Source organism: Stutzerimonas stutzeri (genome assembly GCF_000590475.1).
Classification (GTDB): Bacteria; Pseudomonadota; Gammaproteobacteria; order Pseudomonadales; family Pseudomonadaceae; genus Stutzerimonas; species Stutzerimonas stutzeri_D.
Map to the genome: position 1 here is coordinate 486,716 of NZ_CP007441.1, position 25,214 is coordinate 511,929.

Annotated in this window: 24 protein-coding genes; 18 read left to right on the forward strand and 6 right to left on the reverse strand. The window is 61.0% G+C overall.

What is annotated here, in order from left to right; genetic code table 11:
* Positions 1-207: 207 nt before the first annotated feature.
* The 7 genes from hemC (at position 208) to CH92_RS02315 (ending at position 6,606) form a co-directional block, all read left to right on the forward strand.
* Positions 208-1,146, forward strand: a complete 939-nt coding sequence (gene hemC, locus CH92_RS02285; RefSeq protein ID WP_025240185.1) for a hydroxymethylbilane synthase — start codon at positions 208-210, stop codon at positions 1,144-1,146.
* Positions 1,143-1,913 carry a uroporphyrinogen-III synthase gene (locus CH92_RS02290; RefSeq protein ID WP_025240186.1) on the forward strand — a complete coding sequence of 257 codons (771 nt, stop codon included), beginning with the start codon at positions 1,143-1,145 and terminating at the stop codon, positions 1,911-1,913. The genes hemC and CH92_RS02290 overlap by 4 nt, the downstream gene beginning before the upstream one ends.
* A gap of 16 nt (positions 1,914-1,929) precedes the next feature.
* Positions 1,930-3,162, forward strand: coding sequence for a uroporphyrinogen-III C-methyltransferase (locus tag CH92_RS02295; protein WP_025240187.1), 1,233 nt, complete (start codon positions 1,930-1,932; stop codon positions 3,160-3,162).
* On the forward strand, positions 3,159-4,397 hold the full coding sequence (locus CH92_RS02300; protein WP_025240188.1) for a heme biosynthesis HemY N-terminal domain-containing protein: 1,239 nt from the start codon (positions 3,159-3,161) through the stop codon (positions 4,395-4,397). The genes CH92_RS02295 and CH92_RS02300 overlap by 4 nt, the downstream gene beginning before the upstream one ends.
* Before the next feature lie 118 nt (positions 4,398-4,515).
* Entirely contained in the window at positions 4,516-5,007 is a 492-nt protein-coding gene (locus CH92_RS02305; protein ID WP_025240189.1) for a disulfide bond formation protein B, read from the forward strand.
* Between the two features lie 249 nt (positions 5,008-5,256).
* The gene (locus CH92_RS02310) at positions 5,257-5,721 is read left to right on the forward strand and encodes an Rsd/AlgQ family anti-sigma factor (protein ID WP_025240190.1); all 465 of its coding nucleotides are present in this window, start codon (positions 5,257-5,259) and stop codon (positions 5,719-5,721) included.
* Positions 5,722-5,835: 114 nt separating this feature from the next.
* Positions 5,836-6,606 (forward strand): AlgP family protein, encoded by a 771-nt coding sequence (locus tag CH92_RS02315; RefSeq protein WP_025240191.1) that lies wholly within the window; start codon positions 5,836-5,838, stop codon positions 6,604-6,606.
* Here the strand turns inward: CH92_RS02315 and CH92_RS02320 are convergent.
* Positions 6,582-7,061 (reverse strand): TIGR02444 family protein, encoded by a 480-nt coding sequence (locus CH92_RS02320; protein WP_025240192.1) that lies wholly within the window; start codon positions 7,059-7,061, stop codon positions 6,582-6,584. The two genes, CH92_RS02315 and CH92_RS02320, sit on opposite strands and share 25 nt — an antisense overlap.
* A 66-nt stretch (positions 7,062-7,127) precedes the next feature.
* Here CH92_RS02320 and CH92_RS02325 point away from each other — a divergent pair, with 66 nt between their 5' ends.
* Genes CH92_RS02325 through CH92_RS02345 form a run of 5 tightly spaced genes read left to right on the forward strand, consistent with a single transcriptional unit; the run spans position 7,128 to position 11,544 of the window.
* Positions 7,128-9,038, forward strand: a complete 1,911-nt coding sequence (locus CH92_RS02325) for an ATP-binding cassette domain-containing protein (protein ID WP_025240193.1) — start codon at positions 7,128-7,130, stop codon at positions 9,036-9,038.
* Positions 9,035-9,616: a mechanosensitive ion channel family protein gene (locus CH92_RS02330; RefSeq protein ID WP_025240194.1), complete on the forward strand. Its 582-nt coding sequence runs from the start codon at positions 9,035-9,037 to the stop codon at positions 9,614-9,616. The genes CH92_RS02325 and CH92_RS02330 overlap by 4 nt, the downstream gene beginning before the upstream one ends.
* A gap of 5 nt (positions 9,617-9,621) precedes the next feature.
* Entirely contained in the window at positions 9,622-10,383 is a 762-nt protein-coding gene (locus CH92_RS02335; protein WP_025240195.1) for a TerC family protein, read from the forward strand.
* 52 nt (positions 10,384-10,435) lie between these two features.
* On the forward strand, positions 10,436-11,068 hold the full coding sequence (locus tag CH92_RS02340; RefSeq protein WP_025240196.1) for a LysE family transporter: 633 nt from the start codon (positions 10,436-10,438) through the stop codon (positions 11,066-11,068).
* 14 nt (positions 11,069-11,082) lie between these two features.
* Positions 11,083-11,544 (forward strand): YaiI/YqxD family protein, encoded by a 462-nt coding sequence (locus tag CH92_RS02345; protein WP_025240197.1) that lies wholly within the window; start codon positions 11,083-11,085, stop codon positions 11,542-11,544.
* Between the two features lie 62 nt (positions 11,545-11,606).
* Here CH92_RS02345 and CH92_RS02350 read toward each other — a convergent pair whose 3' ends face one another.
* Complete coding sequence (locus CH92_RS02350) at positions 11,607-12,077, reverse strand: thioesterase family protein (RefSeq protein WP_025240198.1); 471 nt, start codon at positions 12,075-12,077, stop codon at positions 11,607-11,609.
* A 153-nt stretch (positions 12,078-12,230) separates the two neighbouring features.
* Positions 12,231-12,893, reverse strand: a complete 663-nt coding sequence (gene elbB, locus CH92_RS02355) for an isoprenoid biosynthesis glyoxalase ElbB (protein WP_025240199.1) — start codon at positions 12,891-12,893, stop codon at positions 12,231-12,233.
* A 314-nt stretch (positions 12,894-13,207) separates the two neighbouring features.
* Here elbB and hemB point away from each other — a divergent pair, with 314 nt between their 5' ends.
* Positions 13,208-14,221, forward strand: coding sequence for a porphobilinogen synthase (gene hemB / locus CH92_RS02360; RefSeq protein ID WP_025240200.1), 1,014 nt, complete (start codon positions 13,208-13,210; stop codon positions 14,219-14,221).
* Between the two features lie 19 nt (positions 14,222-14,240).
* Positions 14,241-16,445: a polyphosphate kinase 1 gene (gene ppk1 / locus CH92_RS02365; RefSeq protein ID WP_025240201.1), complete on the forward strand. Its 2,205-nt coding sequence runs from the start codon at positions 14,241-14,243 to the stop codon at positions 16,443-16,445.
* 51 nt (positions 16,446-16,496) lie between these two features.
* On the opposite strand, the gene ppx is transcribed toward ppk1, so the two are convergent.
* Positions 16,497-17,999, reverse strand: coding sequence for an exopolyphosphatase (gene ppx / locus CH92_RS02370; protein WP_025240202.1), 1,503 nt, complete (start codon positions 17,997-17,999; stop codon positions 16,497-16,499).
* Between the two features lie 210 nt (positions 18,000-18,209).
* On the opposite strand from ppx, the gene trxA reads away from it, so the two are divergent.
* The 4 genes from trxA to CH92_RS02390 all read left to right on the forward strand — a co-directional run bounded on the left by trxA (position 18,210) and on the right by CH92_RS02390 (position 22,621).
* Positions 18,210-18,536, forward strand: a complete 327-nt coding sequence (trxA, locus tag CH92_RS02375; protein WP_019341284.1) for a thioredoxin TrxA — start codon at positions 18,210-18,212, stop codon at positions 18,534-18,536.
* 229 nt (positions 18,537-18,765) lie between these two features.
* Positions 18,766-20,025 carry a transcription termination factor Rho gene (gene rho / locus CH92_RS02380; protein ID WP_025240203.1) on the forward strand — a complete coding sequence of 420 codons (1,260 nt, stop codon included), beginning with the start codon at positions 18,766-18,768 and terminating at the stop codon, positions 20,023-20,025.
* A gap of 123 nt (positions 20,026-20,148) precedes the next feature.
* On the forward strand, positions 20,149-21,615 hold the full coding sequence (gene ubiD / locus CH92_RS02385) for a 4-hydroxy-3-polyprenylbenzoate decarboxylase (RefSeq protein ID WP_025240204.1): 1,467 nt from the start codon (positions 20,149-20,151) through the stop codon (positions 21,613-21,615).
* 34 nt (positions 21,616-21,649) lie between these two features.
* Positions 21,650-22,621, forward strand: a complete 972-nt coding sequence (locus CH92_RS02390) for a CDP-6-deoxy-delta-3,4-glucoseen reductase (RefSeq protein ID WP_025240205.1) — start codon at positions 21,650-21,652, stop codon at positions 22,619-22,621.
* A 134-nt stretch (positions 22,622-22,755) separates the two neighbouring features.
* Here CH92_RS02390 and CH92_RS02395 read toward each other — a convergent pair whose 3' ends face one another.
* Both CH92_RS02395 and argS read right to left on the reverse strand, forming a co-directional pair.
* Complete coding sequence (locus CH92_RS02395; protein WP_025240206.1) at positions 22,756-23,415, reverse strand: SPOR domain-containing protein; 660 nt, start codon at positions 23,413-23,415, stop codon at positions 22,756-22,758.
* Positions 23,416-25,155, reverse strand: coding sequence for an arginine--tRNA ligase (gene argS, locus CH92_RS02400; protein ID WP_025240207.1), 1,740 nt, complete (start codon positions 25,153-25,155; stop codon positions 23,416-23,418).
* Between the last annotated feature and the right edge of the window lie 59 nt (positions 25,156-25,214).

A 25,214-nucleotide genomic window follows, 5' to 3' on the forward strand; every position in this document is an offset into this window, starting at 1 on the left:
TAGCAAAAACCTGGGCAGCGGTTGCAGGACGCGAGCCCCCAGGCGAGCTTGACTTGTAGGCTTATTCCGCCGGGCCGCTCGTGCGAGGTATCGCGGCGAAGATCAGGCATAAGCGTGCCTTGAACCGGCCCTTCTTGATCCGCGCCAACCCAGCAGCCTGGCCCGGGCTGTTATCATCGGCGGCAGTTCATTTGTCTGGAATTGCCCATGTCTCGCGAAATTCGCATCGCCACCCGCAAGAGTGCCTTGGCCCTGTGGCAGGCCGAGTATGTCAAAGCGCGCCTTGAGGCCGCTCATCCCGATGTGACCGTCAGCCTGGTGCCGATGGTCAGTCGCGGTGACAAGCTGCTCGATGCGCCGCTGGCGAAGATCGGTGGCAAGGGCCTGTTCGTCAAGGAACTGGAAACGGCGATGATGGAGAACCAGGCGGATATTGCGGTGCATTCCATGAAGGACGTGCCGATGGAATTTCCCGAGGGGCTCGGCTTGTACTGCATCTGCGAGCGTGAAGACCCCCGCGATGCGTTCGTCTCCAATCATTACCAGGATCTCGACGCATTGCCGTCGGGAGCGGTCGTTGGCACATCCAGTCTGCGGCGTCAGGCGCAACTGCTGGCGCGACGCCCCGATCTGAAGATTCAGTTTCTGCGCGGCAACGTCAACACCCGTCTGGCCAAGCTTGATGCGGGCGAGTACGACGCCATCATCCTCGCCGCGGCCGGTCTCATCCGCCTTGGTTTCGGTGAACGCATCCGCTCCAGCATCGGTGTCGAAGACAGCCTGCCCGCAGGTGGCCAAGGTGCGGTCGGTATCGAATGCCGGACCGGCGATAAGGAACTGCACCAGTTGCTGCAATGCATGAACGATCCGCAGACGGCGCTGCGTGTCAGCGCCGAGCGCGCACTGAATCGCCATCTGAATGGCGGTTGCCAAGTGCCGATTGCCTGTTATGCGGTGCTCGAAGGCGATCAGCTGTGGTTGCGCGGCCTGGTCGGTCAGCCGGATGGCACCTTGCTGTTGCGCGCCGAAGACCGCGCGCCCATTGCTGAAGCGCAGGCTCTCGGCGTACGCGTTGCCGAAGCGCTGCTCGCACAAGGCGCCGCCAAGATCCTGCAGGACGTTTACGGTGAGGCCGGCAAGGCGTGAGCGGCTGGCGTCTGCTGCTGACGCGTCCGGCTGAAGAATGCGCCGCCTTGGCTGCAGCGCTGTCCGAGGCGGGTATCCACAGCGCGAGCCTGCCGCTGCTTGCGATCGAGCCATTGGACGAGACCGCCGAGCAGCGCGCCACGATACGCGAGCTGGAACGCTACTGCGCGGTGGTGGTGGTAAGCAAGCCAGCCGCGAGGCTGGGCCTGGAGCTGCTCGGTCGCTACGGGCAGCAGCCGCCGCCTGGTCAAGCCTGGTTCAGCGTCGGTGCGGCGACAGGCGCCATCCTGAAAAACAATGGTGTGGATGCCAGCTGGCCCGACCGTGGCGACGACAGCGAGGCTCTGCTGGCGCTGCCGCGCCTGGCAGAGGCGCTCGAAGAGGCGGACCCGAAGGTATTGATCCTGCGCGGCGAGGGTGGTCGCGAGCATATCGCCGAAACGCTTCGCCTGCGCGGCGCCCAGGTCGACACCCTTGAGTTGTACCGGCGTTGCTTGCCTGAATACCCACCAGGGGCGCTGATCGAAATCCTTCGTTCGGAACGGCTGAATGCCTTGGTGGTCAGCAGTGGGCAGGGCTTGGAGTCGTTGTACGCCCTGGCTGGGTCCGACTGGCCCGTGCTGCGTGAGCTACCCTTGTTCGTACCGAGCCCTCGGGTGGCCGAAATGGCCGCAGCCTTGGGCGCCAAAATAATAGTGGACTGCCGTGGTGCCGGAACCGCGGCTTTGCTGGCGGCGCTACGGGACAATCCTGAGCCCGCCTCCTGATGCAAAGGATGGAAACGTGAGCGAAGCAGATTCCGATAAGGCAGCGAAACAACCCACGGGCAGCGATCCCGTCACCCCACCGAAGCCCGTCGAGAAAGAGAATAAGAGAGATTCGAAAGAGCCCCCCAAGGCTCCGCCGCCCAAAACGTCCCCTGTTGCTACGTCCGACTCCCGCGGCGGCGGCAAGGCGCTGGCCGGCTTGGCTTTATTGGTCGGCCTGGCCGGCCTGGCTGCTGGAGGCTACAGCGTCTGGCAGACTCAGCAGATGGCCGAGCAGGGGCGCCAGCAGCTCGATACGGCGCAGGCGGCGCGTGACCAGGCGAGTCAGCTGGACGCGCGCAGTCAACAACTGGACAGCCGCCTCGGGCGGCTGGAACAGCTGCCTTCGGCGGAGCAGCTTGAAGACCGGCGGCGCTTGTTGTCCGAGTTGCAAAGCGATCAGCAGCGGCTCTCGGGGCGGGTGGAGCAGGTTCTCGGGGCCAGCCGTGAACAATGGCGCCTGGCCGAGGCCGAGCACCTGTTGCGTATGGCGATGTTGCGCCTGTCGGCGATGCAGGACGTGAACAGTGCGCAATTGCTGATTGCCGAAGCTGACCTGATTCTGCGCAAGCAGGACGATCCGGGGGCGTACGGCGCCCGGCAGAAACTGCTGGAGGGGCTCGAAGCGTTGCGCAGTCTCCCGGATCTGGACAGGACTGGCTTGTTCATGCAATTAGGCGCATTGCGTGGTCAAGCCAATCAGCTCAGCGGCCTGGCCCCAGAATTCGAAAACGGCCCAGGCGAGCCAGATATGCAGGGCGAAAGTCGCTGGCGGCAATGGCTGGATGAGCTGACGCGCTACGTGCGGATCGATTTCAATGCGGGTACCGATGTCAAACCACTGCTGGCCGGCCAGAGCCTGGCGCAGGTCCGGCTCGCCCTATCATTGGCCATCGAACAGGCGCAGTGGGCGGTGCTCAATGGCAACGAACAGGTCTATCGACAATCGCTGGATCAGGCTGCCCGGTTGATCGAAGATCACTTCAGCGAGGAGAACGGCCAGAGCCGCGGTCTGCGTGATCGCATCGAGCAGCTTGCAAAGCGGCAGGTTGCGGTCAACCTGCCGGATCTGGCGCCGGCGCTGCAGGCCATGCAGGCCTATGTGCAAAAGCGTGAGTCGTCCCAGAACAGCGAACCTGCCGCGCCTGCTGAACGCAATGAGCCGGCCGGCGAGGCCGAACAGGCGGCCGAAGGGGATCTGCGCACATGAAGCGACTCGCCTTTGTTGTTCTTATCCTGCTGGCGGTGGCCGGCTTTTTCGGCTGGGCCATTTACCAGGACTCCGGCTACGTGCTGATCAGCTATGACCGCTTTCGCTACGAGTCGAGTTTCTGGATATTCCTGGGCTTGATCGCCTGTCTCTGGCTGCTGGCAATGGTGGTTCACTGGGTGATCGGATTGCTTCATACGTCCGGCGCGCTGGTCAATCCCTGGTCCCGGCGCCATCGGGCCCGTCGTGTCGCCAAGGCCTCGCGCGCGGGCTTGCGGGAGCTGGCCGAGGGTCAGTGGGGGCATGCGCTCGGACACCTGCGTATCGCCGCCGAGCATGATCGCCAGCCACTGGTGCATTATCTTGGTGCGGCCCGGGCCGCGAGCGAGCTGGGCGAATATGAGCAAAGTGACGAGTTGCTGCGCAAAGCGCGCGAGCGCGAACCCGAAGCCGGCCTGGCTGTTGGTCTGACACAAGCCCAGTTACAGATTGCTCGGGGCCAGTACGATGCGGCGCGTGAGTCTCTGAACGCATTGCACAGCGATCATCCTCGGCATCCCTATGTCCTGACCTTGCTTCAGCAACTCTACGTGCAGCTGCAGGACTGGAGCGCCCTTTGCCGGCTGCTGCCAGAGTTGCGCAAGCATCGCGTGCTGTCTCCCGCTCGGTTGGATGAGCTGGAGCGGCTGGCCTGGACCGCTGCCCTGGAACAGGTGGGGCAGGTGCAAGCCGCAACTGCTGAAGCTGCGCAGCAGGCGCTGAATCAATGCTGGCAGACCGTTCCGAACAAGTTGCGTAGCGAGCCGCTGCTGGTGCGTGCCTATACGGATGGCTTGAGCCGGTTGGGCGCGGAGGAAAAGGCGGAGGAAGTGCTGTATGCCGCTCTCAAGCGCGAATTCGATAATCTTTTGATCGAGCGTTACGGTCGCGTTCGCGGACGCGAGCCGTCGCGTCAATTAGCTCACGCGGAGACCTGGCTGAAGGCGCATCCGGGAAATCCAGAATTGCTGCTAGCGCTTGGCCGCCTGAGCCTTCGCAACGAGTTCTGGGGCAAGGCGCGCGACTATCTGGAAGCGAGCCTGCAGCTCGAGCATCGTCCGCAAACCTGCGCCGAGTTGGCGCGCTTGTTGGCCCAACTGGGTGACAAAGAGCGTAGCAATCGCCTATTTCAGGAAGGGCTCGGGCTTCTCGATCAGTCCAGCAGCAACCAGTTGCAGACGGTCAGCGGCGGCTAGCAATTAGTGAGCACGTGGCGTGACGGCCATCCCGTGCCGTTGCGCCAATTTCCGTATGGCTTGCAGCTCGCCGCGCGCAGCACTACCGTAGCGAACTTTTCCTGTCTGCGGAGTCACCATGAACCTGGCCAGCCCACGTTCGCTGTTTCTTCTGGCCTTCATCGGCTGCGTGCTGATGATGATCGCTGCACTGTATCTCGAGCATGTGGTCGGCCTCGCGCCATGCCCCCTATGCATCGTCCAGCGTATTTGCGTGATCGGCTTCGGCCTGGTCTGCCTGATCGGCGCGCTGCACGGGCCGCACAAAACCGGTCGTCGCGTATATTCGGTTCTGGCGCTGCTGTTCGCGGTGGCAGGCGGTGCAACCGCCATTCGCCAGATCTGGTTGCAGAACATGCCTGCCGACCAATTGCCGAGCTGCCTGCCCAGTCTCGAGTACATGATGGACGCGCTGCCGTTCCAAGAGATTGCCCGGCTGGTGCTCCACGGCACGGCCGAATGCGCCGAAGTCAGCTGGACATTGCTGGGCATGAGCATTCCTGAATGGACCTTGTTGGCCTTCATCGCAATGGTATTTTTCTGCCTCTGGCAGCTGCTGCGACGCGATTGAGGCTTTTTGTTCGGGTGAGCGAATGATCGCTGCGCTTGGCGGTCAATGATCCTGGGCAAAGCGATGGACGTTCGATTGCGCGGAGTAATTTTGATCTGTGCTGCTTGATGCTTCGACCGCCGCAGCTTAGTCTGCTCTGGCAGCGTCGGTATCCGTCCGTCGTTGCCACTCACCCAAGGCCGATATCCCAAGACAATAACCGTCTCGGAAGGCGCAACAGGCATCATCGATTAGGGAAGTGAGGTCATCATGCTCGAGAGCTGTCGGAACGCCCAGGAACGCTGGGGAGGTGTGCACCTGCTGATCGACCGCTGGCTGCAAGAACGCCATGCATTGATCAACGCATTCGATGGATTGCATGTCGGTGAGGCTGTTGCCAGCCGTTCCGCCTTGCAGAAATTCTGCGAAATTCTGCTCGACTACGTGTCGGCCGGTCATTTCGAAATCTACGAGCAACTGCTCAACGAAGCCGAGGCGTTTGGTGATGAGCGCGGCCTCGAGCTTGCCCGCCAGATTTATCCTCGAATCGAAGCCATTACCGAAGTAGCGGTGGCCTTCAATGACCGCTGTGATAAAGGCGATTGTCTGAACAGCCCAGGCTTGCCCGACGAATTGAAGCGACTGGGACCGTTATTACACGAGCGCTTCGAGTTGGAGGATTGCCTGATCGAAGTCCTCCATACCGCGCACAAGCAAACCGCCGCTACTGCCTGACACTGGCCCCAGTGTCCGGTTGTGTGTGACCGCATGCAGCCTCGGAAGTGGTCTGTAGAGAGGCCAGGGGATCGTTCGGTAATGGCAGTATCCATCTCGCCAGGAGGCGTCTTCATGCCTGCAAAGAAAAATCCCGTAAGCACTCCATTGCACTTGCTGCAGCAGCTTTCGCACAGCTTGGTAGTGCATCTGCAGAAGGCATGCGGCGAGGCACAGAGGGACGCCGAAGTCCTGCTGGCCCAGCTCGAAAAACAGCGGGGCAAGACGCAGGAGAAGATCGTCAAGGCGCGCGCCAAGCTTGATGACGCCGGTAATGCGGGCAAATCGAAGGCGCAGACCAAGGCTCGCGCCAAACTGGCTGAGCTGGACGACGTCCTCGCCGTGCTGCAGGCGCGGCAGAGTGAAACACTGAGTTATCTGGCTGAACTAAAACGCGACGCGGAGCAAAGCCTGAAATTGGCCCAGGGTGTTACCCAAGTCGAAAAGGCCGCCGCTCAAGCCCTGGCGTCACGAGAAAAGCCTGCCACCCCGCGAGCTGCAAGCAAAGCCAAAGCAGGTTCCAATACAGCCAAACCTGCCGCCGATGTTTCAGCAGGTAGCAACATAGCTTCAGGCAAGGCGCCTGTACGTGCGGCGCGCTCGCCTGCCCGCCGCGCCAGACCGGATGCCGCGAAAGCCAGCGCCGCGGAGAAGCCAGCCGAGGCCAAGACGCCTGCGACTAAAGCGCCGAGTGCTGCGCGTCCGGCCAGCACGGCTGGCAAGCCTGCCCCCGCCAAACCAGCTTCGACAGCCGCCAAGCCCGCGGCAGCGAAGAAACCGGCAGCGCGCAAGCCGGCCACTTCCAGGCGCGAAACAGCCGATCAGTCCTCGCCGATTGCGAGCTGAGCCGCTGCCGCGCATCGCAGTATCTCCACCGGCCTGCGCGTATCACCGCCCAGGTTGGCGCAGAGTCGCTCTAGCCAGCCGGTTGATTCTCGGGCCGTCGGCCAATGCTGCGCAACGTCCTGCAAACGCTTGAGTTGGATTTTCTCTGCGTGCAGTTCCAGCTTCTTCACCTGCGCGCGCAAACCTGCCAGATCGTTGTCGGCAGTGGCCGCCTCGCGCCAGCACTGGCGCAGATTACGCAGCGGCGCGACGACCTGAGTCCGCCAGTCATCGCTGATATCCTTCAGCTGCGCAAGCCGCGCCTCGTTACAGCCAATGCCGCGGCACTCCAGCCAGGCGCCAGCCAATAGCAAGCAGACATCTGCCCCCGCGGTTTGCAGTCCGAGGCAAGCCGTCTCCACATCAGGCTGCGCATAGCAGGCGAGGGCAAACGTCCATAGATCGTTACGTGTCATGAGCGTCGGTTTTTTTCGTAAGAGCCGGATGGATTTCCGAGCGACCTGATAAACTCCGCCGCCATTATGATCCGACTTCAGAACCTGACTCTACAGCGCGGGCCCCAGCGTCTGCTGGAAGGCGCCGAGCTGACCCTGCATCCTGGCCAGAAGGTCGGGCTGGTAGGCGCCAATGGCGCCGGCAAATCCAGCCTGTTTGCCCTACTGCGCGGCGAATTCACGGCTGACGGCGGCAACTGCCAACTGCCGCCGGACTGGCGTATCGCCCACATGCGCCAGGAGGTCGACACGCTCGATCGCCTGGCCGTCGATTATGTCCTCGATGGCGACACCGAATTGCGCCGTGTTCAGGCCGCACTGGTGACCGCCGAGGCTGCACACGACGGCACCGCATTGGCGCGTCTGCATACCGAACTCGACAATGCCGACGGTTATACCGCCGACGCTCGAGCGCGCAAGCTGCTCGCTGGTCTGGGGTTCGCCAACGAGCAGATGGATCTTCCGGTCAGCAGCTTTTCCGGCGGTTGGCGGATGCGCCTGAACCTGGCGCAGGCATTGATGTGCCCTTCGGATCTGCTGTTGCTCGACGAGCCCACCAACCACCTCGATCTGGATGCCATTCTCTGGCTGGAGGCCTGGCTCAAGAGTTATCCAGGCACCCTCATGCTCATCTCTCATGACCGCGACTTTCTCGACGAGGTGGTCGGCAACGTGGTGCATGTCGAACAACGCAAGCTGACCCTCTATCGCGGTGGTTATTCGGCATTCGAACGAGCCCGTGCCGAGCGCCTGGCTCAGCAGCAGCAGGCGTTCGAAAAGCAGCAGGCGCAGCGCGAGCACATGGAGGATTTTATTCGGCGCTTCAAGGCCAAGGCGAGCAAGGCGCGCCAGGCTCAGAGCCGGATCAAGGCGCTCGAGCGGCTGGAGGAGCTGGCCCCGGCGCATATCGATTCGCCGTTCGACTTCGTGTTCCGTGAGGCAGACAAAGTCTCCAGCCCGTTGCTGGATCTGGCCGAGGGCCGTCTCGGCTATGGCGACAAGCTGGTGCTGGACAAGGTCAAGCTGCAGCTGGTTCCCGGCGCGCGGATCGGGCTGCTCGGTCCCAACGGTGCGGGCAAGTCGACGCTGATCAAGACGCTGGCCAACGAACTGCAACCCCTGAGCGGTCGTCTGCAGCGCGGTGAAAATCTGGTGATCGGCTATTTCGCGCAGCATCAACTCGACGCGCTGGATGCCAAGGCTAGCCCGCTGTTGCACTTGCAGCGCATCGCGCCGGGTGAGCGCGAGCAGGTTCTGCGCGATTTTCTGGGTGGTTTCGATTTTCGCGGCAATCGCTGTGACGAGCCGGTCCTGAACTTCTCCGGTGGTGAAAAGGCGCGTCTGGCGCTGGCGTTGATCGCCTGGGGCAAGCCCAACCTGTTGCTGCTCGACGAGCCGACCAACCACCTCGATCTGGAGATGCGCCTGGCGCTGACGTTGGCGTTGCAGGACTTCGAGGGAGCTGTGCTGGTGGTGTCGCATGACCGTCACCTGCTCAAGAGCACCACCGACGAGTTTCTATTGGTGGCAGAAGGGCGGGTCGCCACATTTGACGGGGATCTCGAAGACTATGCGCGCTGGCTGGTGGACTATCGTGCCCGTCAGCAGCCGGCGAATGCTGCCGAGCCGGTCGGCGACAAAACCGACAAGCGCGCCGTGCGTCAGGCGGCGGCTGCGCTGCGGCAGCAACTGGCGCCGGTCAAACGGCAGGCAGACAAACTCGAAAAGGATCTGGCCGGGATCCAGGAAAAGCTTGCCGTGGTGGAGCAACGCCTCGGGGACACCGCCCTCTACGAGGCGGCGCGCAAGGACGAATTGCGCGAATTGCTGGCCGCGCAGGCGGAGCTGAAGGTGCGTGAGGGCGAGTTGGAAGAGGCCTGGCTGATTGCGCTGGAAGCGCTCGAAACCTTGCAAGTTCAGCTTGAGGGCAGCGTATGAACGAGTCATTGCTGTTTCTTTCCCAGCAATGGCGGGCCCCTTTGCTGCTTGGGCTGCAGGTCCTGCTGATCCTGTTGATCGCTTTTGTGCTGCAGCGGCTGGTGGTTCGGGGGCTGACAAGGCTCGGTAGTCATTATCCGCTTCCGCCTGAATTGCTTCTGCCCCTGCGTGGCGGTATTCGCTGGTTGATCATCGGTGGCGCGCTGATCATGGTGCTTGAGCGCTTCGGCGTGTCAGCGACCGTGCTGTGGACCGCCTTGTCCGGGTTCGTTGCCGTGGCGGCGGTCGCCTTCTTCGCTATCTGGAGCGTTTTGTCCAACCTGCTTTGCGCCGTGCTGATCATGGCCGTCGGGCCGTTTCGATTGGGCGATCTGGTGGAATTGGTGGAAAGCGCCGACAAGCCCATCGTCAAGGGCCGCGTCATCGATATCAATCTGTTGTACACCACGCTTGAAGAGAGCAGCGAGGGTGGAACCACGGCGATTGTCCAGGTGCCCAACAGTTTGTTCTTCCAGAAGGTGCTGCGTCGCTGGCGCGGAACCGATATTCAGGCACACATTCACAGCACCCACGAGTAAACAATATGGAATGGCTTAGCAATCCAGAAATATGGATCGCGTTTCTGACCCTGACCGCCCTGGAGATCGTCCTCGGTATCGACAACATTATTTTCATTTCCATCCTCGTCGGACGGCTGCCCAAGGAACAGCAGCCGAAGGCTCGCTTCTTCGGACTGGCGCTGGCGATGGTGACGCGGATTCTCTTGTTGCTGTCGATCGCCTGGGTGATGCGCCTGACCAATGAGCTGTTTTCTGTCTTCGAACATGGTGTATCCGGGCGCGATCTGATTCTGTTCTTTGGCGGCCTGTTCCTGCTGTTCAAGAGCACCATGGAAATCTGGCACAGCGTCGAGGGCGAAGAGGAAGCGGAAAGCTCAGCCGGTGGCGCCGTGAAGGCGGGCTTCATCGGCATCATTCTGCAGATTGCCGTGATCGACATTGTGTTTTCGCTCGACTCGGTGATCACCGCCGTTGGCCTGGTGGACAACGTCGCGGTCATGGTTGCGGCGATCATCATTGCCGTCGGCGTAATGATGCTCGCTGCGGGCACCATCAGCGACTTCATCGAGAAGCATCCGACGCTGAAGATTCTTGCGTTGTCGTTCCTGATCGTGGTGGGCACCTTGCTGGTGGCCGAGGCTTTCGGTGCACATGTGCCCAAGGGATACGTTTACTTCGCCATGGCGTTCTCGCTAGGGGTCGAAGCGCTCAACATTCGTATGCGCAAAGCGATGAAGCGCAAGCTGAAAGACCCGCTCAAACTCGGCAAGGACCTGCCGGACTGAGGCGGTATGTCCGCTGCGCCTACCCGGCGCAGCGGTTACTGGAGGATCAACCATGACGCTTGAAACCTGGCTTGCCTTCTTTGTCGCCTGTTGGATCATCAGCCTGTCGCCGGGGGCCGGGGCGATCGCCTCGATGTCTTGCGGTTTGCAGTACGGCTTCTGGCGTGGCTACTGGAATGCCATCGGTCTACAGATTGCGCTGGCGTTGCAGATCGCGGTTGTGGCAGCGGGTGTCGGTGCGGTGCTGGCGACCTCCTCGCTGGCCTTTAGCCTGATCAAGTGGTTCGGTGTCGCCTATCTGCTGTGGCTCGCTCTGAAGCAGTGGAGGGCGCTGCCATCGATGCTCGACGACAGTGCCGCGCCGAGGCCGATTGGCCGACCGCTGACGCTGGTGTTGCGCGGTTTTCTGGTCAATGCCAGCAACCCCAAGGCCATCGTGTTCATTCTTGCGGTGCTGCCGCAGTTTCTAGACCCGCAGCGAGACCTGGTGCTGCAATACCTGCACATGGGCGCCACCATGGTTCTGGTCGATCTGATCGTCATGGCCGGCTATACCGGGTTGGCGGCGAAGGTGCTGCGACTGCTACGCACGCCTCGCCAGCAGCGTTTGGTCAATCGCAGCTTCGCCGCCATGTTCGCCGGCGCGGCGGCGTTGCTGGCGACGGTACGGCGGGCGGTGGTATGACGGCGGTCGAGCCGCTGCGGGTATGGGTCGATGCCGATGCATGCCCCAAGGCGGCGAAGGAGCAACTGATCAAGTTTGCGCTCAAACGCAAATTCGAAGTGCTACTGGTGGCGGGGCAGAGCCAGATCAAGCCGGCCTTCGCCTGTGTGCGGCTGATTGTCGTGCCGAGTGGCCCGGACGCGGCGGACGACTATCTGGTCGATCATGCCCAGCCGGGCGAGCTGGTGATTTGCAGCGACGTCCCGCTGGCTGATCGCCTGGTCAAAAAGGGGGTTGCTGTGCTCGATCCACGCGGTCGCGAATTCGATGAGCGCAACATGGGCGATCGTTTGGCAGTGCGCAACCTGTTCACCGACCTGCGTGAACAGGGCCAGGCCAGTGGCGGTCAGGCGGCCTATGGCGAGCGGGATCGCCAGGCGTTCGCCAATGCGTTGGATCGCCTGCTGACTCAGCTGATGCGAGCCAGAGCTCGCTAGACGAGCGTGGGCGGTGACGATGCGACGCTCGGCATCTGCGCGCGGCCGACATCCAGCAGGGCTTAGCCGCAGAGATAAGTGCCGGTGCCCACTGCGACCAACACGCCTTCCTCGTTGTGCAGCTCGGAGCGAACCACCGCTACCTTGTTGCCGGAACGCAACAGGGTTGCACTGGCGCTGAAACGCTTGCCTCGTCCTGGACGCAGGTAGTCGATTCGCAAGTCGATAGTGCCGAGGCGGGAGAGGCGCAAGGCGCGCTCCTCGGTGCTCAGGTGCTGATGCTTCTCGAAGGCTCCGACCATTGCCATGGCACCGCCGACGACATCGAGCAACGAGGCGATAACGCCGCCATGAAGAATGCCATGGAAGAAATTGCCGACCAGCTCCTGTTTCATCGGCAAATGCATCACCACGCGCTGGCGAGACACTTCGTCCAGCTCGATGCCCAGGTATTCATTGAATGGGATGCGCTCGAAGAGCTGACGCACGGCGTGTTGTTGCTCTTCGATGGTATCGATTGGGTGCTGAGGCATGAGCATGGCTTCCTGGCAGATCAGGCCAAACTGCCGGAGAGCGATCGGCTTGACCAGTGGCGCGGCGGGTGCGCCGGTACGATTGGCCGTATAGCCATGGACGGCCTCCAGCCCAGGTCTGGGCGCGGGAATGGAGGCCGACGCGGAAGGTAGCTATTTGCCGGTAAGCTCAAGCACTCGGTCGACCATTTTGTAGATGCCTGACGCCGCCTCGCTGATCGATTGCGCGAGCATATAAGCAGGCGTCGTTACCAGCTTGTACTTGGAGTCTTCGACGATTTCCGTGACTTCGCATGCCTGGTGTTCGGCACCCATTTCCCGTGATGCAGCGGCGGCTGGATCGTCATCATTCCCCAGCGTGCAGACCACGCCGGGTCCGAAGATCTGTGCGGCCATGGTGGGTGCTATGCACATCATGCCGACCGGTTTGCGGGCTGTGGCGAAAGCTTGCGCAACCGATAGCACCTCAGGAAGAATCGTGCAGCCGGCTCCTTGAGTGGCGAAGTCGGAGAGGTTCTTCGCTGCGCCAAACCCGCCCGGCATGATCAGCGCATCGAAGTCATCGGCGTTCGCTTCGCTCAGTTCCTTGATCTCGCCTCGAGCCAGACGCGCGGACTCGATCAGCACGTTGCGGCTCTCCGGCATTTCATCGCCGGTCAGGTGATTAATCACATGCATCTGTTCGATGTTGGGGGCGAAGCATTGGACCGTGGCGCCCCGTTGATCCAGGCGTAGCAAGGTAATCACGCTCTCGTAGATTTCCGAGCCGTCGTACACGCCACAGCCGGAAAGAATCACGGCGACTTTTCTGTTCATTGGATACTCCTGGTCAAAGTCAGCGGCCCAGCAACAGAGCTGGGCGAAGGCTCTCGATGCTAATCCCTGACGAGATTGAAGGTAAGCCCGTGCCTTGCATGGTTGGATGCGCCATTGTGACGAGTGTTCATTCGGCGCAGACGCCGGCCGACAGGCTTTAATCCAAAGGTTGGTCGATCAAAGCACTGGCAGTGCCTGCCTTGGGTGGCGACAATGACGGCAATCGGTGGCCCGTGGATGACGCTGTCATCATCTGGTCACTTAGTCGGCCTATAAACGTCATATTCGCCCGCCTTGCGGGCCAGGAGTCCGTCGTGAGTTTCATTCCTGCCAATCGATTGTTTCCCGCTACTCGCTTGCGCCGTAACCGTCGCGATGAGTTTTCTCGTCGGCTGGTTCGCGAGAACGTGCTGAGCGTGGACGATCTGATTCTGCCGGTGTTCGTGCTCGACGGTGAAAACCGCCGCGAGCAGGTGCCGTCGATGCCAGGTGTGGAGCGACTGTCCGTCGACCTGCTGTTGAGGGAGGCTGAAGAGTGGGTGGCGTTGGGCATTCCTGCGCTGGCTCTATTCCCGGTTACCCCGTTGGAGAAGAAATCGCTCGATGCCTCTGAAGCGTGGAACCCGGATGGCATCGCCCAGCGAGCGACGCGTGCACTGCGTGAACGCTTCCCGGAACTCGGCGTCATCACTGATGTAGCTCTCGACCCGTTCACTACGCATGGTCAAGACGGGATACTGGACGAGCACGGCTACGTGCAAAACGACGTCACCGTCGATGCGCTGGTCCGGCAGGCGTTGTCCCATGCGGAGGCGGGCGCCCAGGTGGTGGCACCATCAGACATGATGGACGGGCGTATCCAGGCGATTCGTGAAGCGCTCGAAGTCGCCGATCACCACAACGTGCGCATCATGGCCTACTCGGCCAAGTACGCCAGCGCCTATTACGGCCCGTTCCGCGATGCGGTCGGCTCAGCTGGAAACCTGGGCAAAGGTAGCAAGAACACCTATCAGATGGACCCAGCCAATGGGGACGAGGCGCTGCATGAAGTGGGTGCCGATTTGGCCGAAGGCGCCGACATGGTCATGGTCAAGCCCGGGATGCCCTATCTGGATATTTTGTGGCGCGTCAAAGATGCCTTTCGCGTGCCTACGTTCGTCTATCAGGTCAGCGGTGAATATGCGATGCATATGGCGGCCATTCAGAACGGCTGGCTGAGCGATGCGGTGATCCTCGAATCGCTGACAGCCTTCAAACGCGCTGGCGCCGATGGCATCCTGACTTATTTCGCCAAGCAGGCGGCACAACAATTGAAACAGGGGCGATAAGCCCTTCCGAGGCAGATTGATGACTACTCAAGGACTCAGCGAGAGCGAATTGCAGCTTGCCTCCGCCGGTGAGGCGCCGTTGCCGCCGGAGCTTTCGCAAGAAGCGGAGAAGGTGGAAGACGTGCCAGCGCCGCCGCCGGTGCAACCGGTGCCGAACCTGGACGACAACAGTCTCTATATCCATCGGGAGCTGTCGCAGCTGCAATTCAATATCCGCGTGCTGGAGCAGGCGTTGGATGAGTCCTACCCGCTTCTGGAGCGGCTGAAGTTCCTGCTGATCTTCTCCAGCAACCTCGACGAGTTCTTCGAGATTCGGGTCGCGGGGTTGAAGAAGCAGGTCACCTTCGCTCGCGAACAGGCAGGGGCCGATGGCCTGCAGCCGCACCAAGCCCTGGCGCGGATCTCTGATCTGGTCCATGAGCAGGTCAATCGACAGTATTCGATACTCAATGAGGTGTTGCTGCCGGAACTGGCCAAGCACCAAGTGCGCTTTATCCGTCGACGGCACTGGACGACGAAGATCAAGACTTGGGTGCGTCGCTATTTCCGTGACGAAATCGCGCCGATTATCACCCCGATCGGCCTGGATCCGACTCATCCGTTCCCGTTGCTGGTGAACAAGAGCCTGAACTTCATCGTCGAGCTGGAGGGCATCGATGCCTTTGGACGCGACTCGGGGCTGGCGATCATTCCGGCTCCGCGGCTGCTGCCACGAGTGATACGCGTCCCCGAAGAGGTAGGCGGTCCAGGTGCCAATTACGTGTTCCTGTCATCTATGATCCATGCCCATGCGGACGACCTGTTCCATGGCATGAAGGTCAAGGGCTGCTATCAGTTCCGTCTGACGCGAAACGCTGACCTATCGGTCGACACAGAGGATGTCGAGGATCTGGCACGGGCGCTGCGGGGCGAGCTGATCTCCCGGCGATATGGCGATGCGGTGCGGCTGGAGGTGGTGGACACCTGCCCGTCGCACCTGGCCGATTTCCTGCTCAAGCAGTTCAGCCTGAGCGAAAGCGAACTCTATCGGGTCAACGGTCCGGTCAACCTGACCCGACTGTTCGGCATCACCGGGCTGGATAGCCACCCGGAATTGCAATACACGCCGTTCACGCCGGCGATCCCCAAGCTGCTGCAAAACAGTGAGAATATTTTCAGCGTTGTCGGCAAGCAGGACATTCTGCTGCTGCATCCTTACGAGTCGTTCACGCCTGTGGTCGACCTTCTGCGCGAGGCCGCCAAGGATCCTTGTGTGCTGGCGGTCAAACAGACGCTGTATCGCTCCGGCGCCAACTCGGAAATCGTCGACGCGCTGGTTGAAGCGGCGCGTAACGGCAAAGAAGTCACGGCGGTGATCGAGCTGCGGGCGCGCTTCGACGAGGAGTCCAACCTGCAGCTGGCGAGCCGACTCCAGCAGGCCGGTGCTGTGGTGATCTACGGCGTGGTCGGCTACAAGACCCACGCCAAGATGATGCTGATCCTGCGCCGCGAAAATGGCGAATTGCGGCGCTATGCGCATCTCGGGACCGGCAACTACCACGCCGGCAATGCCCGGCTGTACACCGATTACAGTCTGCTGACCTCGGATGATGCGCTCTGTGAAGACGTGTCCAAACTGTTCAGTCAGTTAATCGGCATGGGCAAGACCATGCGCATGAAGAAACTGCTGCATGCGCCGTTCACCCTGAAGAAAGCGCTGCTCGATATGATCGCCCAGGAAACCCAGCAGGCCAGCGAAGGCAAGCCGGCGCATATCATCCTCAAGATCAACTCGCTGACCGACGCGAAGATGATTCGTGCCTTGTACAAGGCCAGTCAGACCGGCGTGCGGATCGACCTGATCGTGCGAGGAATGTGCTGCTTACGTCCGGGCGTGGTTGGTGTTTCGCACAACATTCAAGTGCGTTCGATCATAGGTCGCTTCCTCGAGCACAGCCGAGTCTTCTACTTTCTCAACGGTGGCGACGAAAAGCTCTATCTGTCCAGCGCCGACTGGATGGAGCGTAATCTGGACCGTCGGGTAGAAACGTGCTTTCCAGTAGAGGGCAAGAAGCTGATCACGCGGGTGAAAAAGGAGTTGGAAGGCTTCCTCACCGATAATACGCAGAGCTGGGTGCTGCAGTCCGATGGCGGTTACCTGCGCAACAGCCCGAGTGGCAACCAGAACCCGCGTAACGTTCAGAACGCGCTGTTGGAGCGCCTAGGCAGCCCTACCGCACGCTGACCAGTCACGGTGCGCTTGCCGGCTGCGTGCGGTTCGGCCTGCAAGGCGCACTCAGCGCACCGTTAGGGTGAAGTCGATCCGATTCAGCCACTCAGCCTCCAAGGCGAAGTCGGCCTGGGTCAGCGGATTGTTTTCCAGCCAGCCTTCAGGGAAAGCCACGTCGAGACTGTTGTCGCCGGCTTTGAGCGTGAACGCTGGCGCCTGCTGCGGCCCGCGGATGTGATGGAACAGGATAGCGAAGCGCAGCAGCACGCAGAGCCGGGTAAGCTTCACGCCGTCTTCGCTCAGCTCTTCGAACTTCTGGCTCGGTATGTTGCGGCGATGGCCGCGCACGAGTAGGGCGAGCATTTGCTGGTCCTGACGAGAAAAGCCTGGAAGATCGGAGTGCTCGATCAGGTAGGCGCCGTGCTTGTGGTAGTGATAGTGCGCGATATCCAGACCCACTTCGTGAATCCGCGCAGCCCAGCGCAGCAACTCACGGTGCCAGTCCTCGTCCAGGCCCCAGTCGGACGACACTTGGTCGAGCGCTTCCAGCGCCTTGCTTTCGACCCGCGCCGCCTGCTCGATATCGACGTGATAACGCTCCATGAGAAAACTAAGGGTACGATCGCGGATATCTTCATGGTGATGACGGCCGATGAGGTCGTAGAGCACGCCTTCACGCAGTGCGCCTTCGGAATGAGCCATGCTGGTGAGCTCCAGCGCATCGAAGATCGCTTCGAGGATGGCCAGGCCTGCCGGAAAGATGGCTCGACGATCCGGCTTGATGCCGTCCATGTCGAGCTTGTCCACCTCGCCCAGCTTGAAGAGTTTGCGCTTGAGCCAGCCAAGCCCTTCGCTGGTGACTTGGCCACTGCTCAGCCCGGCGCCCTTGATTGCGAGACCGATAGCGCGGATGGTGCCGGACGCACCCACCGCATCCTGCCAGCCGAGCCGGCGCAAACCGTGCTCGATACTCATCAGCTCCAGCCGTGCTGCCGTATAGGCCTGGGCGTAGCGCGCGGCGGTAATCTTGCCATCACGGAAGAAGCGCTGAGTGAAACTCACGCAGCCCATCTGCAGGCTTTCGCGTAGCAGCGAGTCAAATCCCTGGCCGACAATGTACTCGGTGCTGCCGCCGCCGATGTCGACCACCAACCGCTTGCCGGCGGCCGACGGGAAGGTGTGCGATACGCCAAGATAGATCAGGCGTGCCTCCTCGCGGCCGGAAATCACTTCCACCTGATGATCGAGGATCGCCTCGGCCTGACGGATGAATTGCGCACGATTGCGGGCTTCCCGCAGGGCATTGGTGCCCACCACACGTACCGTTCCCTGAGGCAGGTGATTGACCAACTGCGCGAAACGGCGCAAACAGTCGAGACCACGCTGCATGGCGTCATCGTCGAGCATCCGGTTTTCATCGATGCCTGCGGCCAGCTGGACCTTCTCACCGAGCCGCTCGATGATGCGCATTTCGCCGTTGCTAGTGCGGGCCAGCACCATGTGAAAGCTGTTCGATCCGAGATCGAGGGCGGCGATCATCGGAGAAGGTTCGGCGGCTGGTGGGCGCATGGGGCAGTCTCTGTGCAAAACCCCGACATCCTGACATGATCATCGACATTCGCCAACGCACAACGTCCATACGAAGCGTCCGGTTATCGGTCCCACAGCTTGCGACCCGTTGCCATTCGGCGATTGTCCAAGTGACAGGCTGCGGCTTTCGGTCCGCACCAAGCCGGGCTATGATGGCATCACTTTCTGTTTTGACCCTGGAGAAAATCCATGAGCGAATACATCAATAATGTCAGCGACAGCAGTTTCGAGCAGGACGTGCTCCAGGCAGATGGTCCTGTGCTGGTCGATTACTGGGCTGAGTGGTGTGGCCCGTGCAAGATGATCGCTCCTGTGCTCGACGAGATTGCCAAGGAATATGAGGGTAAGCTCAAAGTCTGCAAACTGAACATTGACGAGAACCAGGAAACTCCGCCGAAGTATGGCGTTCGCGGCATTCCTACTCTGATGCTGTTCAAGAACGGTAATGTCGAAGCCACCAAGGTAGGCGCTCTATCGAAGTCGCAGCTGGCTGCATTTCTCGACAGCAATATCTGAGTCAACGCTCCGTTTTAAAAAGCCCTCGCTAATGCGGGGGCTTTTTTTAACTGCAGAGTGGACGCTTCGTCTGAGCAGTGCTAAATTCGGATTCGCGACGCTTCTTCCGTCGCCCTCTGCATGCCGTCGCCGACGCACTTCCGCCTCATAAAGCACAACGAACTCCGTTCGTCTCTTGCTGCGCGGCTTCTCAAGCTAATCGCTTTCTTCATCCCTTCTGACTCTTTCTATGAATCTGACCGAACTTAAGCAAAAGCCCATCACCGAACTGCTGGAAATGGCCGAAGAGATGGGCATCGACAACATGGCCCGTTCGCGCAAGCAGGACGTGATTTTCTCGCTGCTGAAAAAGCACGCCAAAAGCGGTGAGGAAATCTCCGGTGATGGCGTGCTGGAGATTCTCCAGGATGGCTTCGGCTTCCTGCGCTCCGCGGATTCTTCCTATCTCGCCGGACCAGACGACATTTATGTCTCGCCGAGCCAGATTCGCCGCTTCAACCTGCGTACCGGCGACACCATTGTCGGCAAGATCCGGCCACCGAAAGAGGGCGAGCGCTACTTCGCGCTGCTCAAGGTCGACACGATCAACTTTGATCGGCCGGAAAACGCCAAGAACAAGATTTTGTTCGAGAACCTGACGCCTCTTTTCGCCAACAAGCGGTTGACGATGGAAGCCGGTAACGGCTCCACCGAAGACCTGACTGGACGGGTGATCGACCTCTGCGCGCCGATCGGCAAGGGTCAGCGCGGCCTCATCGTCGCGCCGCCGAAAGCGGGCAAGACCATCATGCTGCAGAACATCGCCAGCAATATCACCCGCAATAACCCCGAGTGCCATCTGATCGTCCTGCTGATCGACGAGCGCCCGGAAGAAGTGACCGAGATGCAGCGTACCGTGCGCGGTGAAGTGGTTGCCTCCACCTTCGACGAGCCGCCGACCCGCCACGTGCAGGTCGCCGAAATGGTGATCGAGAAGGCCAAGCGCCTGGTCGAGCACAAGAAGGACGTGGTCATCCTGCTGGATTCCATCACTCGTCTGGCGCGCGCCTACAACACCGTGATCCCGAGCTCCGGCAAAGTGCTGACCGGTGGTGTCGATGCCCATGCCCTGGAGAAGCCCAAGCGTTTCTTCGGTGCGGCGCGCAACATCGAGGAAGGCGGCAGCCTGACCATCCTCGCGACCGCGCTGGTTGAAACCGGCTCGAAGATGGACGAGGTGATCTACGAGGAATTCAAGGGCACCGGTAACCTCGAGTTGCAGCTGGATCGCCGCATCGCCGAGAAGCGTGTGTTCCCGGCAATCAACATCAACCGTTCCGGCACCCGTCGCGAAGAGTTGCTGACCAGTGAGGAAGAGCTTCAGCGCATCTGGATCCTGCGCAAGCTGCTGCACCCGATGGACGAAAGCGCTGCCATCGAGTTCCTGCTCGACAAGCTCAAGGACACCAAGACCAACGATGAATTCTTCATGTCCATGAAGCGCAAGTAAGCGTCCGGTCGTTACCGCCGAGGCCGGGGAAACCCGGCCTTTGTCTGTCTGCAGGTTTCGGAATCGTCGGCGCGAAGGCTAAACTCTGCGCCCCGAAACCTGCTGGCCATGCGAGGCTCAAGCATGCAGTACCGCGATTTGCGCGACTTTATCAGCGGCCTGGAACAGCGCGGTGAACTCAAGCGCGTTTCGACAGCCGTCTCTCCTATTCTGGAAATGACCGAGATTTGCGATCGCACGCTGCGCAAGCAGGGTCCCGCGTTGCTGTTCGAGAACCCGACCGGCTTCGACATGCCGGTTCTCGGCAATCTTTTTGGCACGCCCAAGCGAGTCGCATTGGGAATGGGCGCCGAGGAGGTGTCGGAGTTGCGCGAGATCGGCAAGCTGCTGGCCTTTCTCAAGGAACCGGAGCCGCCGAAGGGGCTCAAGGATGCCTGGAGCAAGCTGCCGATTTACAAGAAAGTCATCAGCATGGCGCCCAAGGTGCTCAAGGACGCGCCTTGCCAGGAAGTGGTGCTGGAGGGCGACGATGTCGACCTGTCCAAGTTGCCAGTGCAGACCTGCTGGCCTGGCGATGCTGGGCCGCTGATCACCTGGGGCCTGACCATCACCAAGGGGCCGAACAAGGAACGGCAGAACCTGGGGATCTACCGGCAACAGGTAATCGGCCGCAACAAGGTGATCATGCGCTGGCTCAGCCATCGCGGCGGCGCGCTGGATTTTCGTGAATGGTGCGACAAGTACCCCGACCGCCCGTATCCCGTCGCGGTAGCGTTGGGCGCCGATCCTGCGACCATTCTCGGCGCGGTCACGCCGGTGCCCGATTCGCTGTCCGAGTATGCCTTTGCCGGCCTGTTGCGCGGCAGCCGCACCGAGCTGATCAAATGCCGAGGCAGTGATCTGCAAGTGCCGGCCGGCGCCGAGATCGTGCTCGAGGGCTATATCCAGCCCGGCGAGATGGCCGACGAAGGGCCCTATGGCGACCATACCGGCTACTACAACGAGGTTGATCGCTTCCCGGTGTTCACCGTCGAGCGCATCACCAAGCGTCGCGATGCGATTTATCACAGCACTTACACCGGGCGACCGCCCGACGAGCCGGCCATACTCGGCGTAGCGCTCAACGAAGTCTTCGTGCCGATTCTGCAGAAGCAGTTCCCTGAGATCACCGACTTCTATCTGCCACCCGAAGGCTGTTCCTATCGCATGGCGGTGGTGACTATGAAAAAGCAGTACCCTGGTCATGCCAAGCGCGTGATGCTGGGTGTCTGGAGTTTCCTGCGGCAGTTCATGTACACCAAATTCGTGATCGTCACCGATGACGACATCAATGCGCGCGACTGGAACGATGTCATCTGGGCGATCACCACGCGCATGGACCCTAAGCGCGATACCGTGCTGATCGAAAACACCCCTATCGACTACCTCGATTTCGCCTCCCCGGTATCTGGCCTAGGCAGCAAGATGGGGCTCGATGCCACGCACAAATGGCCGGGCGAGACTAGTCGTGAATGGGGCCGTGCCATCGTTCAGGACGAGGCAGTCAAGCGCCGGGTCGACGAACTCTGGACCGAGCTGGGCATCGATTGATGACTGGTAGTCGTTATTTCAGGTTTTTGAATAGATGAAAGTTACGCTGCAACCTTCCGGCGCGGTACTCGACGTCCAACGTGGCGAGCGAATACTCGACGCTGCCCGGCGCCTGGGCTACGACTGCCCGCAGGCCTGTCGCAACGGTAATTGCCTGATCTGCGCGGCATTGTTGGTGAGCGGCCGGGTGCGCCAGCGTGGAGAAAGCCACGATCATGGCGAAATCTTTACGTGCCTGGCCGAACCGGAAGAAGATTGCGTTCTGCTGTGGGACGGCGTGCTTGCTCCAGGTGAATTGCCGGTACGCACGCTCAGCTGCCAATTAATCAGTTGCGAAGCGGTGGGCGGCGACGTGTTTCGGCTACTGCTTCGCGCACCTGCGGGCAAGCCGCTACGCTATCACGCCGGCCAGTACCTACTGCTGGAGCGAGAAGATGGCGAATTCAGCGCTTTTTCGCTGGCGTCCGCGCCCGCACGCGGGCGTGAACTGGAGTTGCACGTGCTGGCGCGCGAGCCGTCGTCGATTGGACTGCTCGATTTCATCAGGCGCAAGGGCATGGCCAAGATCCAGATGCCGTTCGGTGACACGCATCTGGCCGAGCTACCGGACGGTCCGCTGGTGCTGATCGCGGCGGGAACCGGCATGGCGCAGATGCACAGTTTGATCGAATATTGCCGGGGCGAAGGGTTCGCGCATCCGGTGCATCTGTATTGGGGAGTGCGTCGGCCGGAAGATTTTTATCAGCTTCCACATTGGGAGGAGTGGCGGCGCATGCCGAATCTTTCGCTCCATCAGGTCGTCAGCGACGTCTGCGGCTGGCAGGGGCGTTGCGGCATGCTGCATGAAGCCGTCTGCGAAGATTTCACCGATCTGAAGCCGGTTCACGTCTATGCCAGCGGCTCTCCGGCAATGATCTACGGCACGCTGGACGCGCTGGTTGAAGCGGGAATGGATGCAGCGCAGATGCGTGCCGACGTGTTCGCGTATGCGCCAAGGGAGCCCTAGCGGGCTGCTTGGTTAGTGGAGCCGGTAGACTTTGAGGGCCTTCTCCGTAGGGTCCTCGGCAGGCTTGACGATTGACCGAAAGCCGCCCGCAGCGCCGTTACCGGCGCGCAGTGTTTTTCGAGTGCCGCCCCGGCTTAACGTACCTGCCGTTGCTGTAGCAACAGGTTGTTGTAACCGCTTGCCGCCAGGGTTTTCTGCGCTTGGCCAAGCAGCTCCCGATTGGCGAAGGGGCCGACCAGCACACGGTACCAGTCTTCGTCGCGCACGGTGACATTCTCGACCCGCACATCCTGACCCAGCAGAATGATCTGCGCCCTGACTTTCTCCGCGTCGGGTTTCTTGCGAAACGATCCGGCTTGCAGAAAGAACTGGGTAACCGGCGCCTTGGCGACCATGGGAGGCGGTGGCGGCACTTGACCGCTCAGTGCAGCTTCCGCGCGGGCGGCGTCGATCTTGGCGGCCTCTTCGGGTGTGACCGGTTTTGGCTGCTCCGGCTTCGGCTCTTCTGGCGGCAGGATCACTTCCGACTCAGGCAGTAACGTATAGAAGTCGTATTTCGGCTTCACCGGCTGGCCGCTTGCCTGCGTGGAGCGCTTTGGCGGCTCTTTAGGTTTGGGCGTGTCTTTGGCGCGCTTGATCTCATCTCCGCCGGGCTCGAGGTTCATCAGAAACATGATGAACCCACCAATGACCAGCCCACAGACCAGCCAAATCCAGCCGGGAACAGGCTTCTTGGCGGGCGCTTGGTAGCGGCTCGCTCCGCGTTTCGGCGCGGGTTTCTTCCTGGCTGCCACTTACATTCGCTCCAGCGTTTCGAGGCCAAGCAGTTCCAAGCCCTGCTTGAGCGTCTTGCCGGTCAGCGCGGCGAGGCGCAGGCGGCTTTCTTTCAGGGCCTCGCTCTCTGCGGCGAGTATGGGGCAGTGCTCGTAGAAACTGGAGAACAGCCCGGCCAGGTCGTACAGGTAGCTGCACAGCAGATGCGGAACGCCCTTTTCACCGACGCCGTTCAGCACCTCGGTGAACTGAGCGAGTTTCGCGCCTAATGCCTGTTCCTGTTCGGCGTCCAGTTGTATCTGGCCGCCAAGTCCGCTCATGCCAGTGCCCAATTTGCGGAATACGCTGGCCACACGGGTATAGGCGTAAAGCAGGTAGGGGGCGGTGTTGCCTTCGAAGCTGAGCATTTGCTCGAAATTGAAGCTGTAATCGCTGGTGCGGTGCTTCGACAGATCCGCATATTTCACGGCGCCGATCCCGACGGCGTGAGCGATCTGACGTAATTCTGCTTCATCCAGCTCCGGATTCTTGTCCTGTACCAAGCTGTAGGCGCGCTGCTCGGCTTCGTTGAGCAGGTCGACGAGCTTCACGGTGCCACCGTCGCGGGTCTTGAAGGGGCGGCCGTCGGCACCGTTCATGGTGCCGAAGCCCATGTGCTCGAGTTGCATGTCGTCGTGGACGAAGCCGGCGCGGCGTGCAACCTCGAAAGCCATTTGGAAATGCAGTGCTTGACGCTGGTCGACGAAATACAGCGCACGGTCGGCTTTGAGCTGCTGACTGCGGTAGCGCATGGAGGCCAGGTCGGTGGTCGCGTATAGGTAGCCGCCACCGGCTTTCTGGACGATTACCGGCAAGGGGTTGCCTTCGGCATTCTTGAACTCGTCGAGAAAGACGCACTGGGCGCCGTTGCTTTCGCTCAGCAGGCCATTGGCCTTGAGCGACTCGACAATGTCGCCCAGTTCGGCGTTGTAGGCACTCTCGCCTTTGACGTCGTCCGGCGTCAGCTTGACGTTGAGGCGGTCGTAGACCTTCTGGCAGTGCGACAAAGATATCTCGTTGAAGCGGGTCCACAGGCGCAGGCAGTCGGCATCACCTGCTTGCAGCTTCACCACTAACTCACGGGCCCGATCGGCGAACTCGGCAGAGTCGTCGAAGCGCTGTTTGGCCGCGCGATAGAACTGCTCGAGGTCGGACAGCTCGCTTTCGGCTGCGGCGGGATTTTCCTCCAGGTAGGCCAGCAGCATGCCGAACTGGGTGCCCCAGTCGCCGACATGATTCTGCCGGATCACCTCATCGCCGAGGTATTCCAGCACCCGCGCCACGGCGTCGCCGATGATGGTGGAGCGCAGGTGACCCACGTGCATTTCCTTGGCCAGGTTCGGCGAGGAAAGGTCGACCACGACCCGCTGGGGTGGGCTTGCCTTGCTGACGCCCAGATGCGAATCGTCGAGCGCGGCGTCGAGGCGCTGGGCCAGTGCGGCGCTGTTTTGGAAGAAATTGAGAAAGCCTGGACCCGCGATTTCTACCCTGCTGACGCCAGGGTCCGCCGGCAGTGCTTCGATGAGCTTTTGAGCGAGATCGCGAGGTTTCATCCCGGCAGGCTTGGCCAGCATCATCGCGATGTTGCTGGCGAAATCACCGTGTGTCTTGTCACGAGTGTTCTCCACCTGGATGGTCGGACTCAATCCGTCGGGCAGCACGCCGTCAGCGGTGAGGCGAGTCAGGGCTTGCTGGATCAGGTGGCGAATGCTGTCTTTCATTGTTTGCTCGGTCGGCCCAAAGGCTTTGGTCGAAACTGGGCATTATCGGTGTCCGGGGG

Bases quoted from the DNA above. Each gene is read 5' to 3' on its own strand.
- CH92_RS02335 (WP_025240195.1), top strand. From the start codon at position 9,622: ATGGAATGGCTTAGCAATCCAGAAATATGGATCGCGTTTCTGACCCTG.
- CH92_RS02330 (WP_025240194.1), top strand. From the start codon at position 9,035: ATGAACGAGTCATTGCTGTTTCTTTCCCAGCAATGGCGGGCCCCTTTG.
- CH92_RS02390 (WP_025240205.1), top strand. From the start codon at position 21,650: ATGAAAGTTACGCTGCAACCTTCCGGCGCGGTACTCGACGTCCAACGT.
- CH92_RS02325 (WP_025240193.1), top strand. From the start codon at position 7,128: ATGATCCGACTTCAGAACCTGACTCTACAGCGCGGGCCCCAGCGTCTG.
- CH92_RS02315 (WP_025240191.1), top strand. From the start codon at position 5,836: ATGCCTGCAAAGAAAAATCCCGTAAGCACTCCATTGCACTTGCTGCAG.
- elbB (WP_025240199.1), bottom strand. From the start codon at position 12,893: ATGAACAGAAAAGTCGCCGTGATTCTTTCCGGCTGTGGCGTGTACGAC.
- rho (WP_025240203.1), top strand. From the start codon at position 18,766: ATGAATCTGACCGAACTTAAGCAAAAGCCCATCACCGAACTGCTGGAA.
- CH92_RS02305 (WP_025240189.1), top strand. From the start codon at position 4,516: ATGAACCTGGCCAGCCCACGTTCGCTGTTTCTTCTGGCCTTCATCGGC.
- ppk1 (WP_025240201.1), top strand. From the start codon at position 14,241: ATGACTACTCAAGGACTCAGCGAGAGCGAATTGCAGCTTGCCTCCGCC.
- ppx (WP_025240202.1), bottom strand. From the start codon at position 17,999: ATGCGCCCACCAGCCGCCGAACCTTCTCCGATGATCGCCGCCCTCGAT.
- CH92_RS02300 (WP_025240188.1), top strand. From the start codon at position 3,159: ATGAAGCGACTCGCCTTTGTTGTTCTTATCCTGCTGGCGGTGGCCGGC.
- CH92_RS02320 (WP_025240192.1), bottom strand. From the start codon at position 7,061: ATGACACGTAACGATCTATGGACGTTTGCCCTCGCCTGCTATGCGCAG.
- CH92_RS02340 (WP_025240196.1), top strand. From the start codon at position 10,436: ATGACGCTTGAAACCTGGCTTGCCTTCTTTGTCGCCTGTTGGATCATC.
- CH92_RS02310 (WP_025240190.1), top strand. From the start codon at position 5,257: ATGCTCGAGAGCTGTCGGAACGCCCAGGAACGCTGGGGAGGTGTGCAC.
- ubiD (WP_025240204.1), top strand. From the start codon at position 20,149: ATGCAGTACCGCGATTTGCGCGACTTTATCAGCGGCCTGGAACAGCGC.
- CH92_RS02350 (WP_025240198.1), bottom strand. From the start codon at position 12,077: ATGCCTCAGCACCCAATCGATACCATCGAAGAGCAACAACACGCCGTG.
- argS (WP_025240207.1), bottom strand. From the start codon at position 25,155: ATGAAAGACAGCATTCGCCACCTGATCCAGCAAGCCCTGACTCGCCTC.
- hemC (WP_025240185.1), top strand. From the start codon at position 208: ATGTCTCGCGAAATTCGCATCGCCACCCGCAAGAGTGCCTTGGCCCTG.
- trxA (WP_019341284.1), top strand. From the start codon at position 18,210: ATGAGCGAATACATCAATAATGTCAGCGACAGCAGTTTCGAGCAGGAC.